The sequence below is a fragment of the Mycobacterium novum genome, from assembly GCF_010726505.1.
In the GTDB taxonomy this organism is placed as follows: Bacteria; Actinomycetota; Actinomycetes; order Mycobacteriales; family Mycobacteriaceae; genus Mycobacterium; species Mycobacterium algericum.
Genome location: NZ_AP022562.1, coordinates 1326982 through 1346997 on the forward strand (window position 1 = coordinate 1326982; position 20016 = coordinate 1346997).

Consider the following 20016-nt stretch of genomic DNA (forward strand, 5'->3'; position numbering starts at 1 on the left):
CCAGTGACAAGAACAAGCATTGACTGGCAAGACGATCTGATCGCAGCAGTCGCATCGTTGACTGAAAAGGGACCGGCACGCCTGCTGAAGTGGGTGAACGTAGACCGCGAAGACGGGCACGAAATAAAACCAGACGACCTGGTTGGCTTCCTCAACGAAGACAATCAGCAGAGCAGCACCGCGCTCCTACGCCTGAGCCTCGCCCTTAGCGACTGGGACTTCGCCTCCGAGCCCGAATGGGATAGCGCGTGCGGAACACCTACTGAACCCCGCACCCGGGAACGTAGGCAGCGAGTATACGAACTGTTGGACATCCCCCGAGCGGCAAAAGACCGGCTCGACGAAATCGCGCCGGTCGCCACTATGCGAACGGCCGTGATCAGCCTGCGGTGGAAACCTTGGTACACGAAGGAACGCCAGATTGCATCGGCCCTTTACTGGCCGAACTACCGCGACCATTTATTAAAGCAGCCGGGTTGGAGTGGCGAGTCCGTCGCCGCCCTCGACAACGCAACAAACGAGGTCGTTCAACGGCTTTCGGATCCGTCATCCGACGACAGCTATCAGTCGAAAGGCTTGGTCGTAGGCTACGTCCAAAGCGGCAAGACCGCTAACTTCGCAGGCGTCATCGCCAAGGCTATTGACGCAGGGTACCGACTCGTCATCGTGATGACCGGCACCATCGAGCTATTGCGGTCGCAGACCCAACGCCGTCTGGACCGCGAACTGGTGGGCCGCGAAAATCTGACTCGCGGCCTAGCCGACCCAGAATCAGCCGAAGAGTTCGACTACGCCGACGACCCGGATTGGCAAGCCCGACGTTTCATCAGCCATGGCGACACATTTCATCAGCAGGGATATCCGGCAATTGAACGGCTGACGTTCCTGAACGATGATTATCAGCGGCTAAAGCAAGGCCTTACGCGGATGAATTTTCCGCTCGTCAACCGCTCCAAGCGATTCTACGAACCCGAGAATCTGATGTCCGCCGATGCACGCCTGGCGATCGTCAAGAAGAACAAGTCGGTTCTCGAGAAACTCGCCAAAGACCTCAAACCGCTGAGGGAGAAGTTGGCGGACATACCGACTTTGATCATCGATGACGAGTCCGACCTTGCCTCCGTGAATACTCGGAACCCAGCGAAGACCACGGAACGTACTGCGATCAATAAGGCAATCTGTCAACTGCTCAATCAGCTGCCGCGAAGCCAGCTGGTCATGTACACGGCAACACCGTTCGCGAACTTCTTCGTCGACCCCGATGACCCTGACGACGTATTTCCGAAGAACTTCATAATTTCGTTGGATAAGCCCCGGAACTACATGGGCGTCGCGGATTTCCACGATATCGACTGGAACACAGAGGATCCGAAAGATGACCCGGCGACATCGAATGAACGCGCATACGTCCGCAAAGTCGGCCCACCGCCGGACTTCACCGACGCAGAAGGCCTCGGGCGGCGCAAGGATGAGATGCGTGAAGCCTTAGACTCCTTCGTACTCTCGGGCGCGCTGAAGCTCTATCGAGTTAATGCCGACGACATTAAGGCTCGGCATCACACTATGTTGGTCCATGAGAGCACTAATACGGCCGATCAAAAGAAACAAGCCCAGCTCATTCGGGAGGTGTGGACCGAAGCTGCATACCACACCCCTCAGACCCTGGCGCGACTGCGAAAACTATGGGAAATCGATTATGAACCAGTCTGTCGAACACGAGCGGGAAAATACTCCGTGCCCGCGTCGTTCAACGAATTAAAAGGGGCGATCGGAGAGGCCGCACGCCGCATCAATGAGGTAGGGGATCCCGTCCTCATCGTCAACAGCGACGCTGACGTCCAAAAGAATCAACAAGCGCTAGATTTCGACCGCAACGAAGTCTGGCGGATTCTTGTCGGTGGCGCCAAGTTGAGTCGAGGTTTCACCGTCGAGGGTCTGACGATCTCGTTCTACACCAGGAAGGCCCTTCAAGCAGACACGCTCATGCAGGCGGGACGCTGGTTCGGCTACCGCGACGGGTATCGGGACCTCGTCCGTCTGTTCATTCGCCGTGATCCCGACGGCGCGCCACAACGCATCGACCTGTATGAGGCGTTCGAAGGGCTCATGCGTGACGAGATGGCCCTGCGTCAAAGCCTCGAGGAGTACGAAGGCTTCAACGAAGACGGGACGCCCATTCTCGAGCCCTGGCAGGTGCCGCCAATTGTCAGCCAACACCTGCCTTACCTGCGTCCCTCCGCACGAAATAAGATGTTCAACGCCGAAGTCCATACAATGGGCGACGCGGGCCGACTGAAAGACTACTACGGCATTCCCCCACGTAGCTCCGGTGATGAAAAGCAGGCCAACTTCGAACTCCTGGCACCGGTATTGGCTTCCGCGGTGGACGAGCAGATTTTCCTTTCCAGCCGGCGCAAACCCGAAGAAGCACCAAAGGCGTTCACGGCCAAGGTAGGAACAATCACCGCAAACGACTTCCTGACGATGCTCGATCAACTCAAGTGGAACGACCAGTTCCGCAAAGTCATCGATCCGACACGCCGCTTCTATCACAACCTCGCTGAGCGAGACGGCCTCACAGATCTGGTCGTCGTTTGGCCGCAACTAGCCAACTCGTCACAGTTGTTCGAACTGCCTAATGTTGGTCCGGGCCAGGTTGTCACCCGCCAGCGCCGTGACGCACCGCGAATCGGGTTCGTCGGTAGTGATGCCAAGCACCGCGACGCTCTCGAACGGATTGCTGGCGCATCGAAGGCTTCCCGTGATCCCGTCGCCGAGGCTTGGCAAGATCCGGCTCGTCGTCGCGGCTCTATGCTCGTCTATGTTGCAGCAGATCCGTCACATAAGGGCGACGCCAAGGCAACTGTCGATGATCTCGATGCATCGCCTGGCGGCCGAGATTTGGCGGTGCTAATTTCACTCGTGGCGCCGATGGCCGCTACACCGCACGGCAAGTCGGTGATCGAATGGACCGTCAAGCGCCGGTCACAGTGGGGTACGGCAGCGGTCAGTTTGAGTCAATCTGGGAAGTCTGGAGACTGATTTCGTTGAATCGTCCGCTGCGGTGGCTATACCGCAGGCCTCCAGCCGGTGAGAGGGTGACCACATCTACCGGCGTCATCGTGCGCGGCGCATCCGTTGGCGAGCTTTGCGCGGCACGCCGCCGAGCGGCATCCCACTCTTGCTTCTCATCAGCTAGCGGCCACGGCATGCTGATCGGTCTCTGGCAACTCGGCAGCCTCCGTAAGCTGCCAGCGAAGTCGGCGACCTCCAATGGCTTCGCGAGACTGCGGGAAAGCGGACGGATTGTTCTTGGGCGAGAAGGCCGCCGTGGTCGAGTCACAGTTAAGCGAGTCGTTCAGTGCCTAGGAGATGGCGGTGCTGCGAAGACGGCTCGAGCAGTTCGTGTATCAGAGTCAGTAGGGGTGATCGAATGACCATCACATGGCAGTGGGAAGCACAGAGCCGCAACTACGCCAATTACGGCAACGCTAACCAGTGGGCCGTCAACGCTGGACTGGCGTCACTCGCTAGAGAGAGCGCCCAGAACAGTAACGATGCGCGGTTGCACAACGGTGAGTGCGCCGAGATGGTCTACACATTCGTCAGACTCACCGGGGAGCGGCGGCGGCGGTTCGAAGACGCGATGCACTGGGAGGATCAACTCCGACCGCACCTCGCGGCGATGGCCGGAGCCGCGGAGGGCGCCGTCTCCGCGGGCCAGCTTCAGTCGGGGTTGAAGGCGGTCGAAGAGTCTGAAGCGCTGATGCTGCTCCGGATCGCCGACTACGGCGCTCGTGGTCTGACCGGCCCTGAGTTCGCTGAAGGAGACGAAGCCGGATACGGGAACTTCGTCAAGCTTTGTCGGCTGGATCTGTACAGCGGTAAGGACCGCGCCTCCGGTGGATCGTTCGGCCTGGGCAAGGCGGTCTACTGGCGCTTCTCTCGTCTGCAGACGGTTCTCTTCAATTCGACTATCGCGCCCGCAGACGCCATTGACGGAAATTGGCGCAACCGGGTGATCGGCGTGAACCAAGGTGTCGTCCACCGGATGAACGGATCGCAATTCCAAGGACGCGGCTTCTTCGGTGCGTTAGATGCATCGGGCGACGTAGCGTCGGTCTGGGACCATGACGAGCTGATCGCTGACCTCCACCTGGATCGGATCGACGAACGCCCCGGGACGTCGGCGCTGCTCGTCGGCTTCTACGACCCCGACGAGCCGGAGAAGGCGCTCAGCGACATTGCCGAGTTGAAAACCCTCGCTCGCAATCTCGGCGGAGCGATCGAAGAGGATTTCTGGCCGCTGCTTACCAGAGACAGGTTGCGCGTGCGAATCGAGGTGATCGACGGCGACAGGCGCGTCTACCAACACACGGTTGACCCAGAGGAGCAGTACACGGAGCTGACCCGCGCCCTGCGCAAGTTCGACGCCGGCAAGATCCACGACACGCTCGACGAGGTCGGCTCCATCGTTGTGCGGGACGTCCCGATCAAGATCTCGGCGCGAACCGACGCCGACGATCGCCATCCGGCCTTCGAGCACACCGCAAAACTCGTAGTAACCCTCTCCGATGAGCAGAAGGACTCCCTGGAGAACAAGGTGTGCCTGCTGCGCAGACCGGAGATGGTGGTGCAGACCGTGGACAAGGATTTCGAGGGCCGCACCTACCACGCATTCCTGCTCGCCGGGGCTGCCATCCATCCGGACAACCCATCGATCGACGACGCGCGCGCCGATGACTTCCTACGTTTCGCAGAACCCCCAGCACACGACCAGTGGATCCCGCGCAGTGGGCGCGCCCGCACTTCCCAGGCGAACCTCACCGCACACTACAAGGCACCGTGGCTGCCGAATCTGCGCAATATCGAGACCGGAATCATCGACCAGCTGCTGAAATTGTTCGGGGCACCGCCGGTCGTCGAGGGCCAGCCCCCGAAGGCAATCTTCAAGAATCTCGCTTTCCTCCACGGCGACCGGGGAACGGGCGGGCGGTCCGCCTCGTCACCGCGGAAACCGGAGATCCGAATCCACCATGCCATGGTGGTGGACGAGGCGTGGGAAGTCGACTTTGAGATCCGCGCCAAGAACAGACCCGAGGGATGGTCGATCGTGCCCAAGCTGACTTTCATCGGGCTCGACGGCGGGCACCTCGACATCGCCTGGGCTGGTTTCGATGTCGAGGAAGGAGTCGAGACCGACGGCGACGGGACTGTGGTACTTCGGCCCCGGCCCAGAGGGCGCATCCTCACCGCCACCGTTCACGGCGTCAGTGTCAAGGAGCTGCCGATACCTGCGTCCGAGTCGGCAATCGACGTCCGTCTCGCCACAGCGGATGTCGCCCCTACCGCGGCAACCGCGGAGGTGTCGTCGTGACTATGCATTTCGCTTGGCCGACCTACCGCAACCCGTGGGAGTGCGACGTCGTCTCCGTGGTCTTCGATGGCGCCGACCGTCCAGACGCGATCAACCCCGACCACCTCCGCATCGACGCTCATGAAACCGACTGGAATGTCATCGAAGTCGCGATGCGGGTATCAACCGGCGAGTCGGTACCCAGCGGCATCGACGGTGTCGCCGCACACGTGCTTGTCGCGTGCCGGACCACCCAACTCCGGCGTGCCTACCCGCTGATCGCCGACGGCGAGGATGGGCGATTCGCCGGCACCGTGTCGATCCCCCGCACGGTGCTCGGCGGCAAGGCTGAAATCACGGTAGAAGTCGTGGGCGCCTTCGAGAACCGTCGCCGTGCCATCGGGTGCAGCCTGCCCTGGTCGATCATCGTGGACAGGGCCGAAGCGCCGCCGCGGCCGGGCATTCCGCCCCTGCCCACGGTATGGGTCGACTTCGCCGCCACGGACGCACCACTGCCCGCGCGGCGCTACACAGGCTCACACGCCTACGTCGACGTGACAGCCTGTCCACCGGTGCTGTACCTGAACCGAGGTGTGGAAGGGTTGCAGCAGCTCATCCTCTCCGACACGGCGAAGCGCGAACGGCGGCGGTGGCGCGACATGCTCGGTGCTTCAATCGCGCGGTATGTGGCAAACTCGCTGTTCCGTACCGCAGTCGAGCAGGTCATCCCCGGCGAGGACGAAATGGGCGCACAGGGTCCAGACGGCCGAATATTCCGTGATGTCTGCGAGGCAGTCGCCGCCGAGCTTCCCGATACCGAGACGGTGGACGACCTCTACGATCTCATAGCAAGTTTGCCCGGAAACCCCGGGCGCAGCGCCGAGTTCTGGGCCGACGTCGACTTAGCCCTGGACAGGATGACATCGGTGTCGACGACTATCGCCCAGATTTGTGAAGAGGTACGACGTGTCTGACCGACTCAGTTGCATTCCGCACAAACTCGACGCCGCACTGCGTGCCCGGCTTCGTGACGGCGCTGAGGCCGACGACTCCTCGGCGCCCGTCGAACGACGCCATGGTGAAACGCCCTCGATGTCCGCGATGGATTCGTTAATGGGCGCCTTTCATCGCCTACGCGCCGGTGGTGAGTGGGCAGACCGATCGGCAAGTGACCGATGGTTGGCGCCCCGCGTCCACTACGCGCTGCGGCTTCACCGGATCGAGGCAGCCGATCGCGGCCTGTTCCAGTGGGTTGCGCTGAGATACGCCGATTACGTGGAGTGGCGTTGGGCGGACGCCAAAGACGCCGTGGCCGAGGACCGTTGGTGGGGGCCGATCCACAAACAGGCTTTCGCCCGGCTCTGGTGGGGCGCCGAGTTATTCCGTGATGGGTCAGACTACCGGCCCGTCGAGCGGGCATTCGTATTCCAGGACCTGCCGAACAGCTACTTACACCGGCCGTTGATTCGCTGTAGGTCACTGGCGTTGGCCCTCGTCGAACGGATCAGCAAATCTGGGACACCGAGCTCCGATCAGGTCAATGCCCTGGCACGAGTGCTGAACCTGGCCACCGCCGGGGCGCCGCCCGAACTCGAGACGGGTTACGAGGTCGACGATCTAGTCGCCTACGACCACTGGGCCACAACCGAAATCAGCATCCCGAGCGACTGGGGACCGCTACCGGCGGGGCCGGCGGCATCGGACACGACGGCCGAATCCCTAATCGGTGGGGCCGCCGTGGTCGATCGCGGCTGGGGATACGCGAATCTCGACTAATCGAAGTATTCGCCAGAGCCAATCTGCTGGCAACATATCATCGCCATCATCGGTGAATCAATTGGCATTCTTACCGCACGGATCGTGACAAAGTGATCGTTGGATTCTATCAGCGGCAGTCAGCGCATTCTCATGCTCCCATACGCGAATCACCGACCACCCCGCGCTGGCTAGCAATTCATCAGTTTGTCGATCCCTACGGCGGTTTGTAGTGACCTTCTCTGCCCAATATTGAGCGTTCGTCTTGCTAATTGTATGGTGCTCAGGGCAACCGTGCCAGAAGCAGCCGTCCACAAAGACAGCGACTTTCTTACGTGGGAAGACGATGTCTGCGCGACGCCGAATACCATTTACAGGAGTTCGGTCCACGAAGTATCGTAGGCCCCGACGGTGTAGCTCAGACCGCAACCGAATCTCGGGGCCGGTGTCCCTCCCCCGGTTCGACTGCATCGAGCGTCGGATCCCCTCCGAGGACGCCCAAGACTCCACCACCCCTTGATGATGTCACGGGTTCTCGCTGGCTGGTGATCGTTGTTCGAGACTTGATGAGAACGTCCTCTCGCGCAACCGCGTCGCGCACACGCCCGAGCGTGACATGATCGGGCCCTGTCCACATGCTCCGTCGCTCAGCAAAAAAAGACTCGCCCAATTCCCTATCGATACCTAGCAGGGAGCGTAAAACATGCGTGCCGAGCCGCGGCGGGATCGCGTTGCCGATCTGCTGCGAGATGTCCCGGCCACTCCACGGATAGCCGTCCGGGAAAGTCTGCAGGCGGCCCGCTTCCATGGGCCCAAAACGTCGCGAGCCCTCACCGCCGCTCATCACGATCCTGTTCCTCGACGCCTTACCGGTCACCGTAAACGCTGGACGATCGTGTCTCCGTTTGCCACGGTTCCTTGAATCGCCGCCGTTTCCGTAGTTGGAGACGACGACGAACGGCTCTCCGATATCGAGGGCCTCCGCCATGGTGACCCACCGCGGCAACGGGTTGCCGACGTCGAGTGCAGGATCTGCTTCGAGCGCGGTGCCGACGTACTTCTGATGTGTAGCTGCGGGTAGCTGCACGTTGTCGTTGGAAACCCCGTGACGCGCGATCAGGATCGCTCGGCGACGCGTCTGCGGAACTCCGTATTCCTCCGTGCGCAGGACGCCCACGTCGACGCCATAATCCCGATCTTCTAGCACGAGCGCCATCGCATCCCAGACCGGACGCACCTCCGGTACCTGCTCTAGCATGATGGCCTCATACGGCCGCCCCGCCTCAATTGCCCTGAGCGCCCAGATCAGCGGCTGCAAAACTAAGCCGGTCCGCGTGTCGGAATGCTTGGCGACTTCACCTGCGACGCCGTCGATCAGGCCGTCGTCGAGCTGCCGCACCAACTGAATGACGTGAGCGAGGGCATTGCGTCCGTGGCCGTTTCCGGCAACTGTGTACGTCTGGCATGGAGGCCCGCCGGTCAGCACGTTCACGGCGGGTGTGAAGTCGGTCGGTTTCCACATGCTGACGTCGCCGAAGACGGTGCTCAAGCCAGCGGCCTCGCGCGTGGCCACTGCGGATTCGTCAAACTCGATACCTATGGACGGAACACCAAGCCAGTGAGCAGCGACATCCAGTCCGCCAGGACCTGCAAAGAGGTCCACGATCATTGGATTTTCCACGGGAGGCAACGGTCGATGAACGGGCTTGATCACGCTACTGACACTAGCCGGCGCCACCGACGAAGCACGCATGACATGCGGATCGTTGCACAGGAACTCTTACTTGCGGCAATCAGTTGGTGAGCGCTCATACGCTGTCGTCCGCCCCACAGGGCCGACATCTCCAATTCAGCCGAAGACACCAGTGCTTCTGTTGTTAAGGAATAGCAGGACTAATCAACTCTGCATTTGCTTGCATCAAGGAGCCGCTAACCAGCGCGCGCCGCAGCCCGTCGTTTAACCGCGCCTCGATCCCCGCCGTCATCCGCTTGCCCCCGAACAACCCCAGCGCCTCGCGCTTGAGTTCCTCCGCCTCGATCCCGCCGGTCTGCTCGGCGACCACCAGCATGGCGTTGCCGATCTCGATCAGGCCGACGTCGTCGAGCGGGCGCACAACGCCGCCAGCCGGGCAGCGCACGACCCGCCAGGCTGACGGGTCAATGTCGGTGGGCCAGTAGAAGCCTTCGGTATCGGACGAGCGGCGGTAACCCGCGGGCACCAACTGCTGGATGGCCTTGCGGCGACTCTCCGCTACCCGGTTCAGCCCGAAGGCGCCGGCCACCAGTTTGGCCAGCCGATCCGGGTGGATCGGTCCCTCGGCGGCGATCACCTCGCGGATCACTGCGCGCACCTGCTTGTTGGCCCACTCCGTTGCTAGTTCGTCCAGCACACTGAGGTCGCCGTGGCGTCGCGGCACCCACTCCCGATAGGTCTGCAGCATCGGGTGCTGCTTCGGCGCCGGCGCCACGACCGGCGCGATCGGTGCCGAGCGTAGCGGCGCCAGCTCCCGCTCCTCCTCGACCACCGGTTCGAGCTCCGACACCACCGGCGGGACCGGCTCGGGCGGAGCAACGACCTCAATAGGCGCGGCCTTGTGCGCTCGCGCTTCCTCAACCGCCCGCCGCAGCCGAGCCACCGTCGCGTCCCGGTTCTGCAGCCATTCCGGCAGCCAGACCCGCTCCACGCCCGGCCAGTTCAACAGCCCCGACAACACATCAACCGGCAGCCCGTCCCGGTCGGCCACCGTACGGCGGGAGTACCAGCCGGGACCGTCCAGCAGCACCGCCACCAGCGGCTCGTCGGGCGCACCAGGATCGGCAAGCACCAGATCGACCCGGAAATCCGACAACCCGACATCGGCCGCAACCGGCAACCCGGCTGACCGCAGCGCCGAAGCAATATCGTCGCGGTGATAGTCGAAGACCGGCTGGCGACGGCCTCCCCCACCCAGAGCATCAACCCCGCCGGCCGCCATCTCCAGGTAGGCCTTCAAATGCTTGGTGCCGACCTGGCTGGTCTCCTCAGCGCGCAGCGCCGCCGGATCGAAGCTGGCATACAGCACCACTTCCCGTCGTGCGCGGGTGATCGCCACATTCAACCGCCGCTCCCCGCCCGGCCGGGACAGCGGCCCGAAGTTCAACGGAACCACGCCACGGTCGTTGGCGCTGAAGGCCACCGAGAACAGGATGGTGTCGCGTTCGTCGCCCTGCACGTTCTCCAGGTTCTTCACGAACAGCCCGTCGGGCTCATCCAACGCCGCCACCAGTCGGTCATCGCCGGCGTCACGCAGCAGGTTTTCGATGAGGTCACGCTGCTGGGCGTTGAACGTGACCACGCCCAGCGACGGCGCCACCGCAGGCGAGGCAGCGAAGCGTGCCCGGATGTCGGCGACGATCCGCTCGGCCTCGACGGCGTTGGTGCGCAGCGTCTTTCCCTTACCGGAACGCTCAAACGTTCCGTCGACCCGCACCAGCGACACCCCGTGTCCGGGACCGCCGGCCCGCGGCGCCGGGAAGGACGCCAGCCGGCCCTCGTAGTAGTTCTGGTTGGAGAACGCGATCAGCGCTTCGTCTTGGCTGCGGTAATGCCAAGACAGCCATTGCCGCGGCACCTGGGATTGCACACATTCGGTGAGGATCGACTCCTCGTCCACCACGACGTCGGGGCTGTAGTCTTCGTCGTCATCGCCGGTGCTGACTTCGGCGAAGCTGGTGGGCGGCATCTGCTTGCTGTCGCCGACCACCACTACCGACCCGCTGCGGCCCATCGCCCCGACCGCGTCGGCCACCCGGATCTGGGAGGCCTCGTCGAACACCACGATGTCGAACAGCCCTGGCTTGGCCGGGAAGAACCGGGCCACCGAATCCGGGCTCATCAGCGTGCACGGCATGATCGCGGTGATCAGCTCACCGAAGTTGTCCAGCAGCCCCCGGATGCTCATGCCACCGCGCTTGCGTTCCAGCTGCCGGCGCAACCCGCCGACTTGACCGCTCTCCGACCAGGAGTCAAAGCGGCGCCCACCCAGCAGTGCGGCCGGGATCGCCCGGGGCAACTCTTCGCGGATCGCCCGGGTGGCGTCGGTGAACCGTTGGATGGTCTTGCCGTGAGCAGCCACGTCGAAACCGGCCAGCGCGTTGGCATCGAGGCGTTCGCCGACCGACACCGCAGCCAGCCCACGCTCGAATCCCAGTGCGGCGTCCTCGGGCAGCACCTGCCCGCTCAGGATCGCGGTCCGCGCCGCGGTCATACCCGCGGCCCGCAGCGGCTCGACATGACCGAGCAGACCCACCCAACTCTGCAGTGCGGCGGGGGTGTCCAGCCGTCGCGCGCTGCGCACGGCCCACCACCGGTCGAAGAACGCCCCGTCGGCCCAGGCCCGCTGGGCCTCAAGGCTCACCCCGGTGGCCTGGCCCAGGCCGCTCCAGGCGGTACCGAGCCGCTCCAGCGGCCCGACCAGCGCCCCGACGGGTGTGCGGGCATAGAAGTCGCGCAGGTCGGCGGTGTGCGCACCGGGCGGCGACAAGGTCGCGACCAGCCGCGCCAGCCAGTCCAGCCCGGCGACCAGCTGCGCGGTGGTCTCGGGGATCAGCGGATTCCAGTCCTCGTCAATGACTTTCACCGGCAGCCGGGATACCCGCGTCCGCAGGTCGGTCACCACTTCGTAGGTTTCGGCCATTGCCGCGGTGCCACTCGACAGGCCCTTGAGGTCGACGGTCGCCTCGTCGACCACCAGCACGTCGGCCAGCTGCGCCAGCACCGCGCGGCGGCGTTTCTTGCGCCCGAAGAACCCAGACTCGTCGGCGGCCACCGCAGCGGCGTGGATCGCCGGAATGTCCAGATCCATTGCCTGCGGGCCGGCGGTGTCCAGCCAGCCCGGGCGCTGCGCCGACAATCCGGCCAGCAACTGCTTCAACGCGGCCAGTTCGGCGGCCCAGGCGGGCGTGTTCAGCGCGTCGATCCCATCCAGCGGGTACCGGGGCGCGCCGGCCAGCCGCGCCCAACCGTCCAGCGCGGCCGGCTCACCGAGCCGATCGAGTTGTGCCAGCCCAACACCGTGGTGCTGCCCGTCGCCCAACAGCGCGGCCAGCGCGGCATCGAATTCAACTGCCGCACGGTAGCTTCCGTCGATATCGGCCGGCACCGCATCCACAAAGCCCCACGGATGATCGGCGCGCGGCTGGGCCAGCTCGGCGACGGCCGGCAGCGCCCGCAGCAGCTCCCCGAGCTGCGCCAACTTCTCCGGATCACCGGCGGCCACCAGCTCGCGCGGCACCTCCAAGGCGGCCACGTCCTGATCGGCGGCGAGTTCTTTGGAGCGCGCGGTGTAGGCCGACAGTCCGGCGGCGTTGGGCGCATGCAGCCGCTCGGCATAGCGGGCCAACGTGGTGCGGGCCGCGGCGGCGATCTGCTGGTTGGTGCGCAACCGTTCGGTGTCGGCGGCCACCCGCAGCTCCAGCGCGGTCTTGATCTGTTCACGCACCGCGGCCGGGCGCGCCGATTTGTCGTGCAGGTTCAGCGACAGCTCACCCAAACCGACCGCGTCCAAACGCTTTTTGACCACGTCGAGGGCGGCCTTCTTCTCGGCGACGAACAGCACCCGCCGCCCCGAGGCCATCGCGTGCGCCAGTAGGTTGGTGATCGTCTGCGATTTGCCGGTTCCCGGCGGGCCTTCCAGCACGAAGGTGCGCCCGGCGACGGCTTCGGCGATCGCCTGCAGCTGCGAGGAGTCCGCGGGCACCGGCATCTGCGGGCGCAACTCGTTGAGGTCGACCCCGTCGGGTTCGGGTGCCGGGTCGGTGTAGGCGGTCAGCGGGGTCTCGATCAGGTGGCGCACCAGGGTGTTGTCGGCCAGCGCCGCCCAAGATTCGTCGAGGTCTTTCCACAGCGGGAATTTCGCGAACTGCAAAATCGCCAGGTGCACGCTCTCCTCGACCCGGAACGGTACACCGGCGGCGACGATCGCGCGACGCACCGCCTCGAACGTGCCCGCCAGGTCGATACCGGAGGCATCCCCAGCCGGATTGGCCAGCTCCGGGATCTCCAAACCGAAACTGAGCCGCAGCTTTTCGATCAGGCAGTAGTTTGGGGTGGAGATGCCGGCTTCGTCGATGGACAGCACATAGCGAGCGCCGCGATTGGTGGTGGACAGGGCCACCGGCACCAGCACCACCGGGGAGCGCAGCTCGCGATCACCGAAGCGCCAGTTGAGCATTCCGAACGCCAGGTAGAGGTTGTTGGCGCCGGTCTCCTGGGTGATGGTTTTGGCCTTGTACGCCAGGTTGCGCAGCCGAGTTTTGTACGCCGCCTCGGTGACATCCAGGTAGGCGCTGTGTTTGTCGGCCAGCAGCAGAGTGCGCTCAGCCTCGGGTAGGTCCCGGCCGTAGCGGATGCCGCGCGCCGCATCCACACTGCTGACTTCGTCGGAGGCCAGCAGTCCGATGCGGGCACCGGCGTTGATGGCGTCTTCGAAACGGGCCAGCGCCGGGCCGGGCACCGCCAGGGCGAATCCGGCGCGGTCGGTGTAGTTGATCAGCCGGTTACGCAGGCTCAGATCCAGCAGCGCGTTCTTCCACTGCCGCACCCGCTCGGGCACGACATCCTGTGGCACCTGCTGGACGGTCTCGGGGCGCACGTACGGGACGATCGTCGGGCCGGCGGCCGGCTGATATTCGATGACGGTGACGGTGCCGGCCCCATCGATGGCATGGCTGGGCAGCGGATAGATCCGCCCGGCACGCGCCCGGCGAATGTCGGTGATACCCAGGATGTTCGACAGATCCGCCTGGCACTTGGCCCGGGCGGCGGCGGTCGCGGCGCCGAAATCGCCGGCTTGCGCGCCGCCGGTGAGCAAAGTGGTCTCCACCAACCGGATCTGGTCCAGGTCGACCAGGTTGACCACGTCGATGGCCTCGGTGGTCGACACGGTGGGCAGTGCGGATTCCGCCCGCCAGTAGCCGAGGAACGCATGCCCGTTCAGCATCCAGATGGTCGAGTTGATCCCGGCCTGCTCCAAGACCGCGGCCATCGTCAAGGTGGTGTCCAGGCAGGTGCCGAGCCGGCCCTCGAGCACCTCGGCAGGGGTGCGGACCTTCTGACCGTCCAGGCCCCAGCTGGCCGGCGGTTCGGCGTAGCGAATGTCCTGAGCGCGCATGGCCTCAAAAACAGCGTGGGCGATGGCGTCGACGCGGACCGGGTCGTCACTCTGGTAGCCGTCGAGGGCCGAGCTGCCGGTCAGCGCCTGCAGCCGGTCGGAGACGGTGAGCATCACGGCGGTCACGGCCGCGGAATTGGGTTGAACGTGGGCGGCCAGCATCTCTAAAGCCAGCTGCAGCGGGTGGGCCTTCCACTGATTACCGGCCAGGATCGTGACGTCTTTTTCGGCACGGGCCAGCTCCCGGCCGGCGGCATCGGTCAGCACGGCACGGATGGCGCCCGGCCGCGGGTCGTCAACGGCGAGCATCGACGCCGCATTCAGCAGCAGGGCGACGTCGCGCAACGTGGTCGGGGCGTGGGCGGCCAGATCGACGTGAATCTCCTTCGGGCCGCCATGGGAGCCGCCGGCGCTAGTGACCTCGAGTTGTAGTACCGCACCGCGCAGTTCCTCACCGGCGTTGTCGATCGCGATGTGGTCGATCACCGGGATGCGGCAGTGCGCCATCGGGTAGCTCAGGTCGGTGACCGCGTGAATCTCGATACGCGGGGATGCGACCGGTGCCGGTTCGGTCACCGGTGCCGGTTCGGTCAGCGGTGCCGCATCGTCCGGCTCCGGCTTGGCGTGCCTGCCATAGGGCACCTGATTCGGCTGTGCGCTGTGGTCGGCATCGGTCACCGCGAGCTCCTTGAGGCAAGGCGACACCAACGACGCCGGTGTCGCGTTGGCAGCAGCCTAGATGCTGCTTACGACACCGGAGCCCGAGGTGACCGGCTGCGTCACGCCACCCGCGGCAGATCCTGCTCCGCGCTGTGCTCCCGCGGCGCCGTCCCACGCGCCCCCGGCGCCCACCCGACATACGTCAGATACAGCCCCAGCAGCGCGAACGCCACATACACGACCCGCCACAGGTTCACCGCACCCATCCAGTCGGCCGGAACCGACAGGACCGTCGCCGGAAACGCCACCAGCAAGAACCCCTTCACCGCGGTCAGCCAGCCCAGCGCGGAGACGCTGAACGCCGCCACGCCGCGCCAGTACGGGTGCAAGGCGATCACCACCAGGCCGGCCAGCAAGGTGAACGCGCCGGCCACCCACGACCAGAGCCAATCGTCGCCGACCTCGGCGAGGCGCGTCCACAGCTCCGAGCCCTGCACGGCAGCAGTCAAGCAGAGGACGGCCAAGAACGGGCCGACCACCCGGGCGAACATCCGAGTGGTGTTTTGGGATTGAATCGAGGTACTCATCGTTTCGTCCTTCCCGAGCGTCCCCCTTAACCGCCATTGTCCTCCCGAAATCGCGGTTATGCCGCGATCTGGCAGGCCCTCGGTACAGTCGACCCATTCCACCGCGTCAAGCATCCCGGGAGCACACCTGACATGGCCGCCTCCCGCAAACGTCCCCTCAGCGCCCTGATCACCCGAGTGACCATCGCGGTCGTCGTCGCAGCGATCCTGGTGGCCACCATCTGGGCCAGTCGTGCCCACCCGGTGCGCAACCCCATCCCGATTCCGGCGGCCAAAACGATCGGACCCGGCATCGGCATCAACGTCACCCCCACCGACGGCTCCGACAACATCAGTTGCACAACAGGATTTCTGGTGCACACCAAGGACAACCGGCCGGCGCTGCTATCCGCCGGGCACTGCAACAAGCCCGGCGGGCCCGCAGCGGTGGCGATTCGTCACGGCGGGCTCTACAAATATCCGGTCGTCGGCACCTTCACCGAAACCATCTACGACGGCAACGACTGGAACGACTTCGACATCGGACTGATCGACCTGGACCGTCCCGGCAAGATCCCGTTGACCTCCGAGATCGACGGGCATCCGGTGGTCGGCCTGGCCGAGCGCGTCGAAATCGGGGAAACCGTCTGCCATTTCGGGATCCGCAGCGGCGGCGCGATGTGCGGGCCGGTGGTCGCCGGCGAGGAGAACAAGATCCGGTTCGCTGCGACCGCCAAGTGCGGCGACTCCGGCGGGCCGGTCTACCGAATCCGGCCCGACGGCGCGATCGAGGCGATCGGGATCTTCACCGCGGTGTCCAACGGCGACTACTCCGAGCCGACCTGCGACGGACCGCACATCTACTCCGTCGCGCAGCTGATCAAGCCGTGGCTGAACGCGTGGGAGCTGACGCTGGTGACCGCGGAACCGTAGTGCTCACGTCCCGCAGAACGTCCGGTAGTCGCCGAATTCCGGCGGTGCTGGGGCGGCGTAGTCGGCCAGGCCGTCGCGCTCGTCGTACGGCTCGGCCAGCACCTCCAGCAGCTTGCGCACCGGCACGAGATCATCGCGCATCGCGGCGGTCAATGCCTGTTCCACTAGGTGATTGCGCGGAATGTAGACCGGGTTGACCCGATCCATCGCGTCGACGTCAGGTTGCAGGGCCTGCCAGCGTGCCAGCCAGTCATCGAAGACCGGTGGCAGCGCAGCGGTGTCGCCGCGGCCTGCCCGCGCCAGGTTCCGGAAGAACGAGGTGTAGTCGACGGCGTTGTCTTTCATCAGTGCCAGCGTCTGATCGATCAGCGCGGCCGCTTCCACGCTGCCGGTCAGCCCGAATTTGGCCAGCATCCCGGCCGACCAGTGCCCGTGATAGCGCGGCATGAACCCTTCCAGGGTCTCCACCGCCGTCGACAGTGCCAGCTCCTCGGTGGCGGCCAGCAGCGGCAGCAGGGTCTCGGCGAAGCGGGCCAGGTTCCACTGCGCGACCAGTGGCTGGTTGCCGTAGGCATAACGCCCGGCGTAGTCGATGGAGCTGAACACGGTCGCCGGGTCGTAGGCGTCCATGAACGCGCACGGCCCGTAGTCGATGGTCTCCCCGGAGATCGTCATGTTGTCGGTGTTCATCACCCCATGTACGAAACCGACCAGCATCCACTGCGCCACCAGCGACGCCTGTGCCTCGACCACGGCTTCAAACAGTGCCAGGTAAGGGTTTTCGGCCTGCGCTGCCTGCGGGTGATGCCGGGCGATGGCGTGCTCGGCCAGCCGGCGCAGCAGTCCCAGATCGCCGGTGGCGCGGGCCTGCTGGGCGACGAGCTGGAAGCTGCCCACCCGCAGGTGGCTGGCGGCAATGCGGGTAAGTACCGCCCCAGGCAGCTGCGTTTCACGTTGCACTTGGGCCCCGGTGGCGACGACAGCCAGTGAGCGGGTGGTGGGAATGCCCAGGGCGTGCATGGCTTCGCTGATCAGGTACTCGCGCAGCATCGGGCCGACGACGGCCAGCCCGTCGCCGCCGCGGGCGAACGGGGTGCGCCCGGAGCCTTTGAGATGGATGTCGCGGCGGTGATCGCCGGCCAGCTCGCCGAGCAGCAGGGCGCGCCCGTCGCCGAGCAGCGGGACGTAGTTGCCGAACTGGTGTCCGGCATAGGCCTGGGCGACCGGGGTGGCGCCGTCGGGAACGCTGGTGCCGGTCAACAGCTTCAGGCCGTCCGGGCTGCGTAGCCAGTCGGGGTCGAGGCCGAGTTCTGCAGCCAGCTTTTCGTTGAGTACCAGCAGCTTCGGGTCGGCCGGGGTGGCGGCCTGCCAGGGTTGCGCGAGCTCGGGGAACTCGCGGGCGAAGTCGGCGGTCAGGAGCGGGGGTGCCACTCCGCCAGCCTACGGGGAGATCGGTCGCCGTCCAGGTTCGTGCCACATCCACCACTTCCGTACCTGCGCCGTCAGGGTGTGTGAGGTGTGGATCGGATAGCCGTGGCGATATCGCGACGTGGGCTACCCGCGCTGCGCGGCGCCGAGCTGGTGGTAGTTCGCGGGGTCATTCTTTCAGAGGGCACCGACACGGTCGGCTCACCGGCGGGCTCGCGCGCCAGTGCTTGCTTTCGCCGCTCCTCACCCTCGGCTACCTGCTGCAAGATCTCGCGCCGCCGCTGCTCTTGCGCCGCACGGATTCTGTCGGCACGCGCTGACGCATACGATCTGTGCCACTCCCGTTGCGGCTGAGGTTCGCCGATCCAGCCCCGTTCGGCACTCATTGGGCCTCACTCGGATTCGCAGGCCACAGCCTGGCGCGTAGTTGTCGACGCCTCTCCGCTCGCACCTCAACCTGCCGCTGCGCAGCAGCTACCCCGAGATGCAGATATTTGAGCTCAAGCCGGCGCAGCTCTTTTGCCGCAACCAGGGTCAGGTACGGGTTCCCGTACTTGCGCCTGGCGTAGGCCAGCAACTCGGCATCGCTGAGGCGGCCGAGCCGGTCACGGTACGCAGGCCGGACATACTTCACGTCCGCCTCGCTTTCGACAGGTGGCTCCACCTGGCCCGCTTAGAACCGTCCGGGCCGTATGCGCGCAACCACGCCCGGTGGTGGGCGTCGGCGTCGGCGCATTGTCGGCGGTGCCGTTCGATGTCGTCCGGATCGGTGGTTGCCGGCCAGAACCCGAATTCGGCCACCAACTTTCGCAACAGATCCCAGTCCAGTTCGGACATATCGCCTTCCCGGCGGTGCCGCACCCGGGCATCCACCCCTTGCGCGCTGATCGCGCGCCGGCTCTTCCCCTGGGGCACCGTGCGGTGGTGGCGCGGTTGCCGGGACGACGGGCCAGGTACCCGAACTGCCGTCCACTCGTGAGCTGTGTCGAGCATAGCGGAGCACACCGACGTCGGCGATCCTGCGGCGGTGGCGTCGGTCAGGAGTGAACTGACCGATCCAGGTCAACGGGACTTCCCGACCACCGCCGCCCGTATCCCATGCAGCATGTCATTCGTCGCGACAACGTGTAAGCGCGTCCCGATCACCAATGCCCGATACACACTCCCGTGCAGCCCAGGAAAAGCCGCGTAGGACCGGGCGTGCACGCAGGTGCCACCACCCGGCGCGTCGCTCAGCTCGAAGTGCAGCCGATACCGCGAGAAGCGGTGCCGCCCCGTCAAACTCAGCCGCTGTTCCTCGACGCTCTCTGCCACGTCGAAGCCGGCCCGCGGTTGCGGGCCGAGCAGTGCGACAAGGGGGTTGCGCTCGGCGCCGCGCAGCAGGGACTCCACGTACCACCGCAATCCATGCCACACGGCCCGCCGCGGCGCATCCACCCGTACCGTGTGCTCGTCGATGTAGGGCAGGTTGTCGGTCATCTCAGTCACCCCCGCTTCTTTCCATATAGTGTGCCGAATTCAGCGGATGCCAGACAGCAGGCCTGCTCGGCCACCGCGGCCCGGGCGTGGCGGGAAAAGATACGGAAATCGCGGGCCAGCGCGAGCTGCGGGCCCGCGCCATACGCGTGTCCGCGCGCCGCGGCGATGTTGGGAGAGCCCAACCGGGCTCTGGTAGTCGCTCATGCCTTGTAGACGATCCCGCGGCACCGAATGTGACACCGCCGGATCGTCACACACGGCAGCCTCCGTCCGTCCTACGTAGAGACACCTCATACGGGAAGGACCGAAACCATGAACACTGCACTGTGGGCCGCCCAACTGACCTTGGCCGCGGTATTCGCCGCGTCGGGGGCCGCCAAACTGACCATGGCGCGCGATCGCTTGATCGCCACCGGCCAGACCGGGGTGGCGATGTTTCCGATGCCGGTGGTGCGCTTCACCGCGGCGATGGAGCTGCTGGCGGCGGTCGGACTCGTGGCGCCGGGGCTGACCGGGATCGGGACGGTGTTGACGCCGCTGGCCGCGCTGGGGTTGTGCGTGGTGATGATCGGCGCCGCCTGGGCACATTCGCGGCTGCATGAGCCGTGGAGCGTTCTGGTCAACGCGACGATGTTCGGGTTGGCGGCCTTCGTCATCGTCGGCCACCTGCTCTGATCAGTGCCGGAAA

13 protein-coding genes and 1 riboswitch are annotated in these 20016 nt (G+C 65.1%); of the genes, 6 read left to right on the forward strand and 7 right to left on the reverse strand.

Features of this window, described 5'->3' with window-relative positions:
* Window positions 1-3: 3 nt before the first annotated feature.
* The 4 genes from G6N19_RS06070 (at window position 4) to G6N19_RS06085 (ending at window position 7132) form a co-directional block, all read left to right on the forward strand.
* Window positions 4-3042, forward strand: a complete 3039-nt coding sequence (locus tag G6N19_RS06070; RefSeq protein WP_193465978.1) for a Z1 domain-containing protein — start codon at window positions 4-6, stop codon at window positions 3040-3042.
* Between the two features lie 391 nt (window positions 3043-3433).
* Window positions 3434-5377 (forward strand): hypothetical protein, encoded by a 1944-nt coding sequence (locus tag G6N19_RS06075; protein WP_193465979.1) that lies wholly within the window; start codon window positions 3434-3436, stop codon window positions 5375-5377.
* Window positions 5378-5379: 2 nt separating this feature from the next.
* Window positions 5380-6330: a hypothetical protein gene (locus G6N19_RS06080; RefSeq protein ID WP_193465980.1), complete on the forward strand. Its 951-nt coding sequence runs from the start codon at window positions 5380-5382 to the stop codon at window positions 6328-6330.
* Complete coding sequence (locus tag G6N19_RS06085) at window positions 6323-7132, forward strand: DUF6339 family protein (protein ID WP_193465981.1); 810 nt, start codon at window positions 6323-6325, stop codon at window positions 7130-7132. The genes G6N19_RS06080 and G6N19_RS06085 overlap by 8 nt, the downstream gene beginning before the upstream one ends.
* A 57-nt stretch (window positions 7133-7189) precedes the next feature.
* Here the strand turns inward: G6N19_RS06085 and G6N19_RS06090 are convergent, their stop codons facing one another.
* From G6N19_RS06090 to G6N19_RS06105, 4 genes are all read right to left on the reverse strand, one after another.
* Window positions 7190-7582 carry a very short patch repair endonuclease gene (locus G6N19_RS06090; RefSeq protein ID WP_232062538.1) on the reverse strand — a complete coding sequence of 131 codons (393 nt, stop codon included), beginning with the start codon at window positions 7580-7582 and terminating at the stop codon, window positions 7190-7192.
* A complete protein-coding gene (locus tag G6N19_RS06095) occupies window positions 7530-8825 on the reverse strand; it encodes a DNA cytosine methyltransferase (protein ID WP_232062540.1) in 1296 nt (431 codons plus the stop codon). The genes G6N19_RS06090 and G6N19_RS06095 overlap by 53 nt, the downstream gene beginning before the upstream one ends.
* A 163-nt stretch (window positions 8826-8988) precedes the next feature.
* Entirely contained in the window at window positions 8989-14940 is a 5952-nt protein-coding gene (locus G6N19_RS06100; protein WP_232062542.1) for a DUF3320 domain-containing protein, read from the reverse strand.
* A gap of 101 nt (window positions 14941-15041) precedes the next feature.
* The gene (locus G6N19_RS06105) at window positions 15042-15509 is read right to left on the reverse strand and encodes a hypothetical protein (RefSeq protein ID WP_193465983.1); all 468 of its coding nucleotides are present in this window, start codon (window positions 15507-15509) and stop codon (window positions 15042-15044) included.
* Between the two features lie 132 nt (window positions 15510-15641).
* Between G6N19_RS06105 and G6N19_RS06110 the strand changes: the two genes are divergently transcribed.
* Window positions 15642-16421, forward strand: a complete 780-nt coding sequence (locus G6N19_RS06110) for a chymotrypsin family serine protease (protein WP_193465984.1) — start codon at window positions 15642-15644, stop codon at window positions 16419-16421.
* A 3-nt stretch (window positions 16422-16424) separates the two neighbouring features.
* On the opposite strand, the gene G6N19_RS06115 is transcribed toward G6N19_RS06110, so the two are convergent.
* The 3 genes from G6N19_RS06115 to G6N19_RS06125 form a co-directional block, all read right to left on the reverse strand.
* Window positions 16425-17852 (reverse strand): protein adenylyltransferase SelO, encoded by a 1428-nt coding sequence (locus tag G6N19_RS06115; RefSeq protein WP_193465985.1) that lies wholly within the window; start codon window positions 17850-17852, stop codon window positions 16425-16427.
* A 627-nt stretch (window positions 17853-18479) separates the two neighbouring features.
* On the reverse strand, window positions 18480-18686 hold the full coding sequence (locus G6N19_RS06120) for a hypothetical protein (RefSeq protein WP_193465986.1): 207 nt from the start codon (window positions 18684-18686) through the stop codon (window positions 18480-18482).
* Between the two features lie 30 nt (window positions 18687-18716).
* Window positions 18717-18830: riboswitch (SAM riboswitch) on the reverse strand.
* An 81-nt stretch (window positions 18831-18911) separates the two neighbouring features.
* Window positions 18912-19328 (reverse strand): hypothetical protein, encoded by a 417-nt coding sequence (locus G6N19_RS06125; protein ID WP_083039923.1) that lies wholly within the window; start codon window positions 19326-19328, stop codon window positions 18912-18914.
* Window positions 19329-19640: 312 nt separating this feature from the next.
* On the opposite strand from G6N19_RS06125, the gene G6N19_RS06130 reads away from it, so the two are divergent.
* Window positions 19641-20003 carry a DoxX family protein gene (locus G6N19_RS06130; RefSeq protein ID WP_013827530.1) on the forward strand — a complete coding sequence of 121 codons (363 nt, stop codon included), beginning with the start codon at window positions 19641-19643 and terminating at the stop codon, window positions 20001-20003.
* Window positions 20004-20016 lie beyond the last annotated feature (13 nt).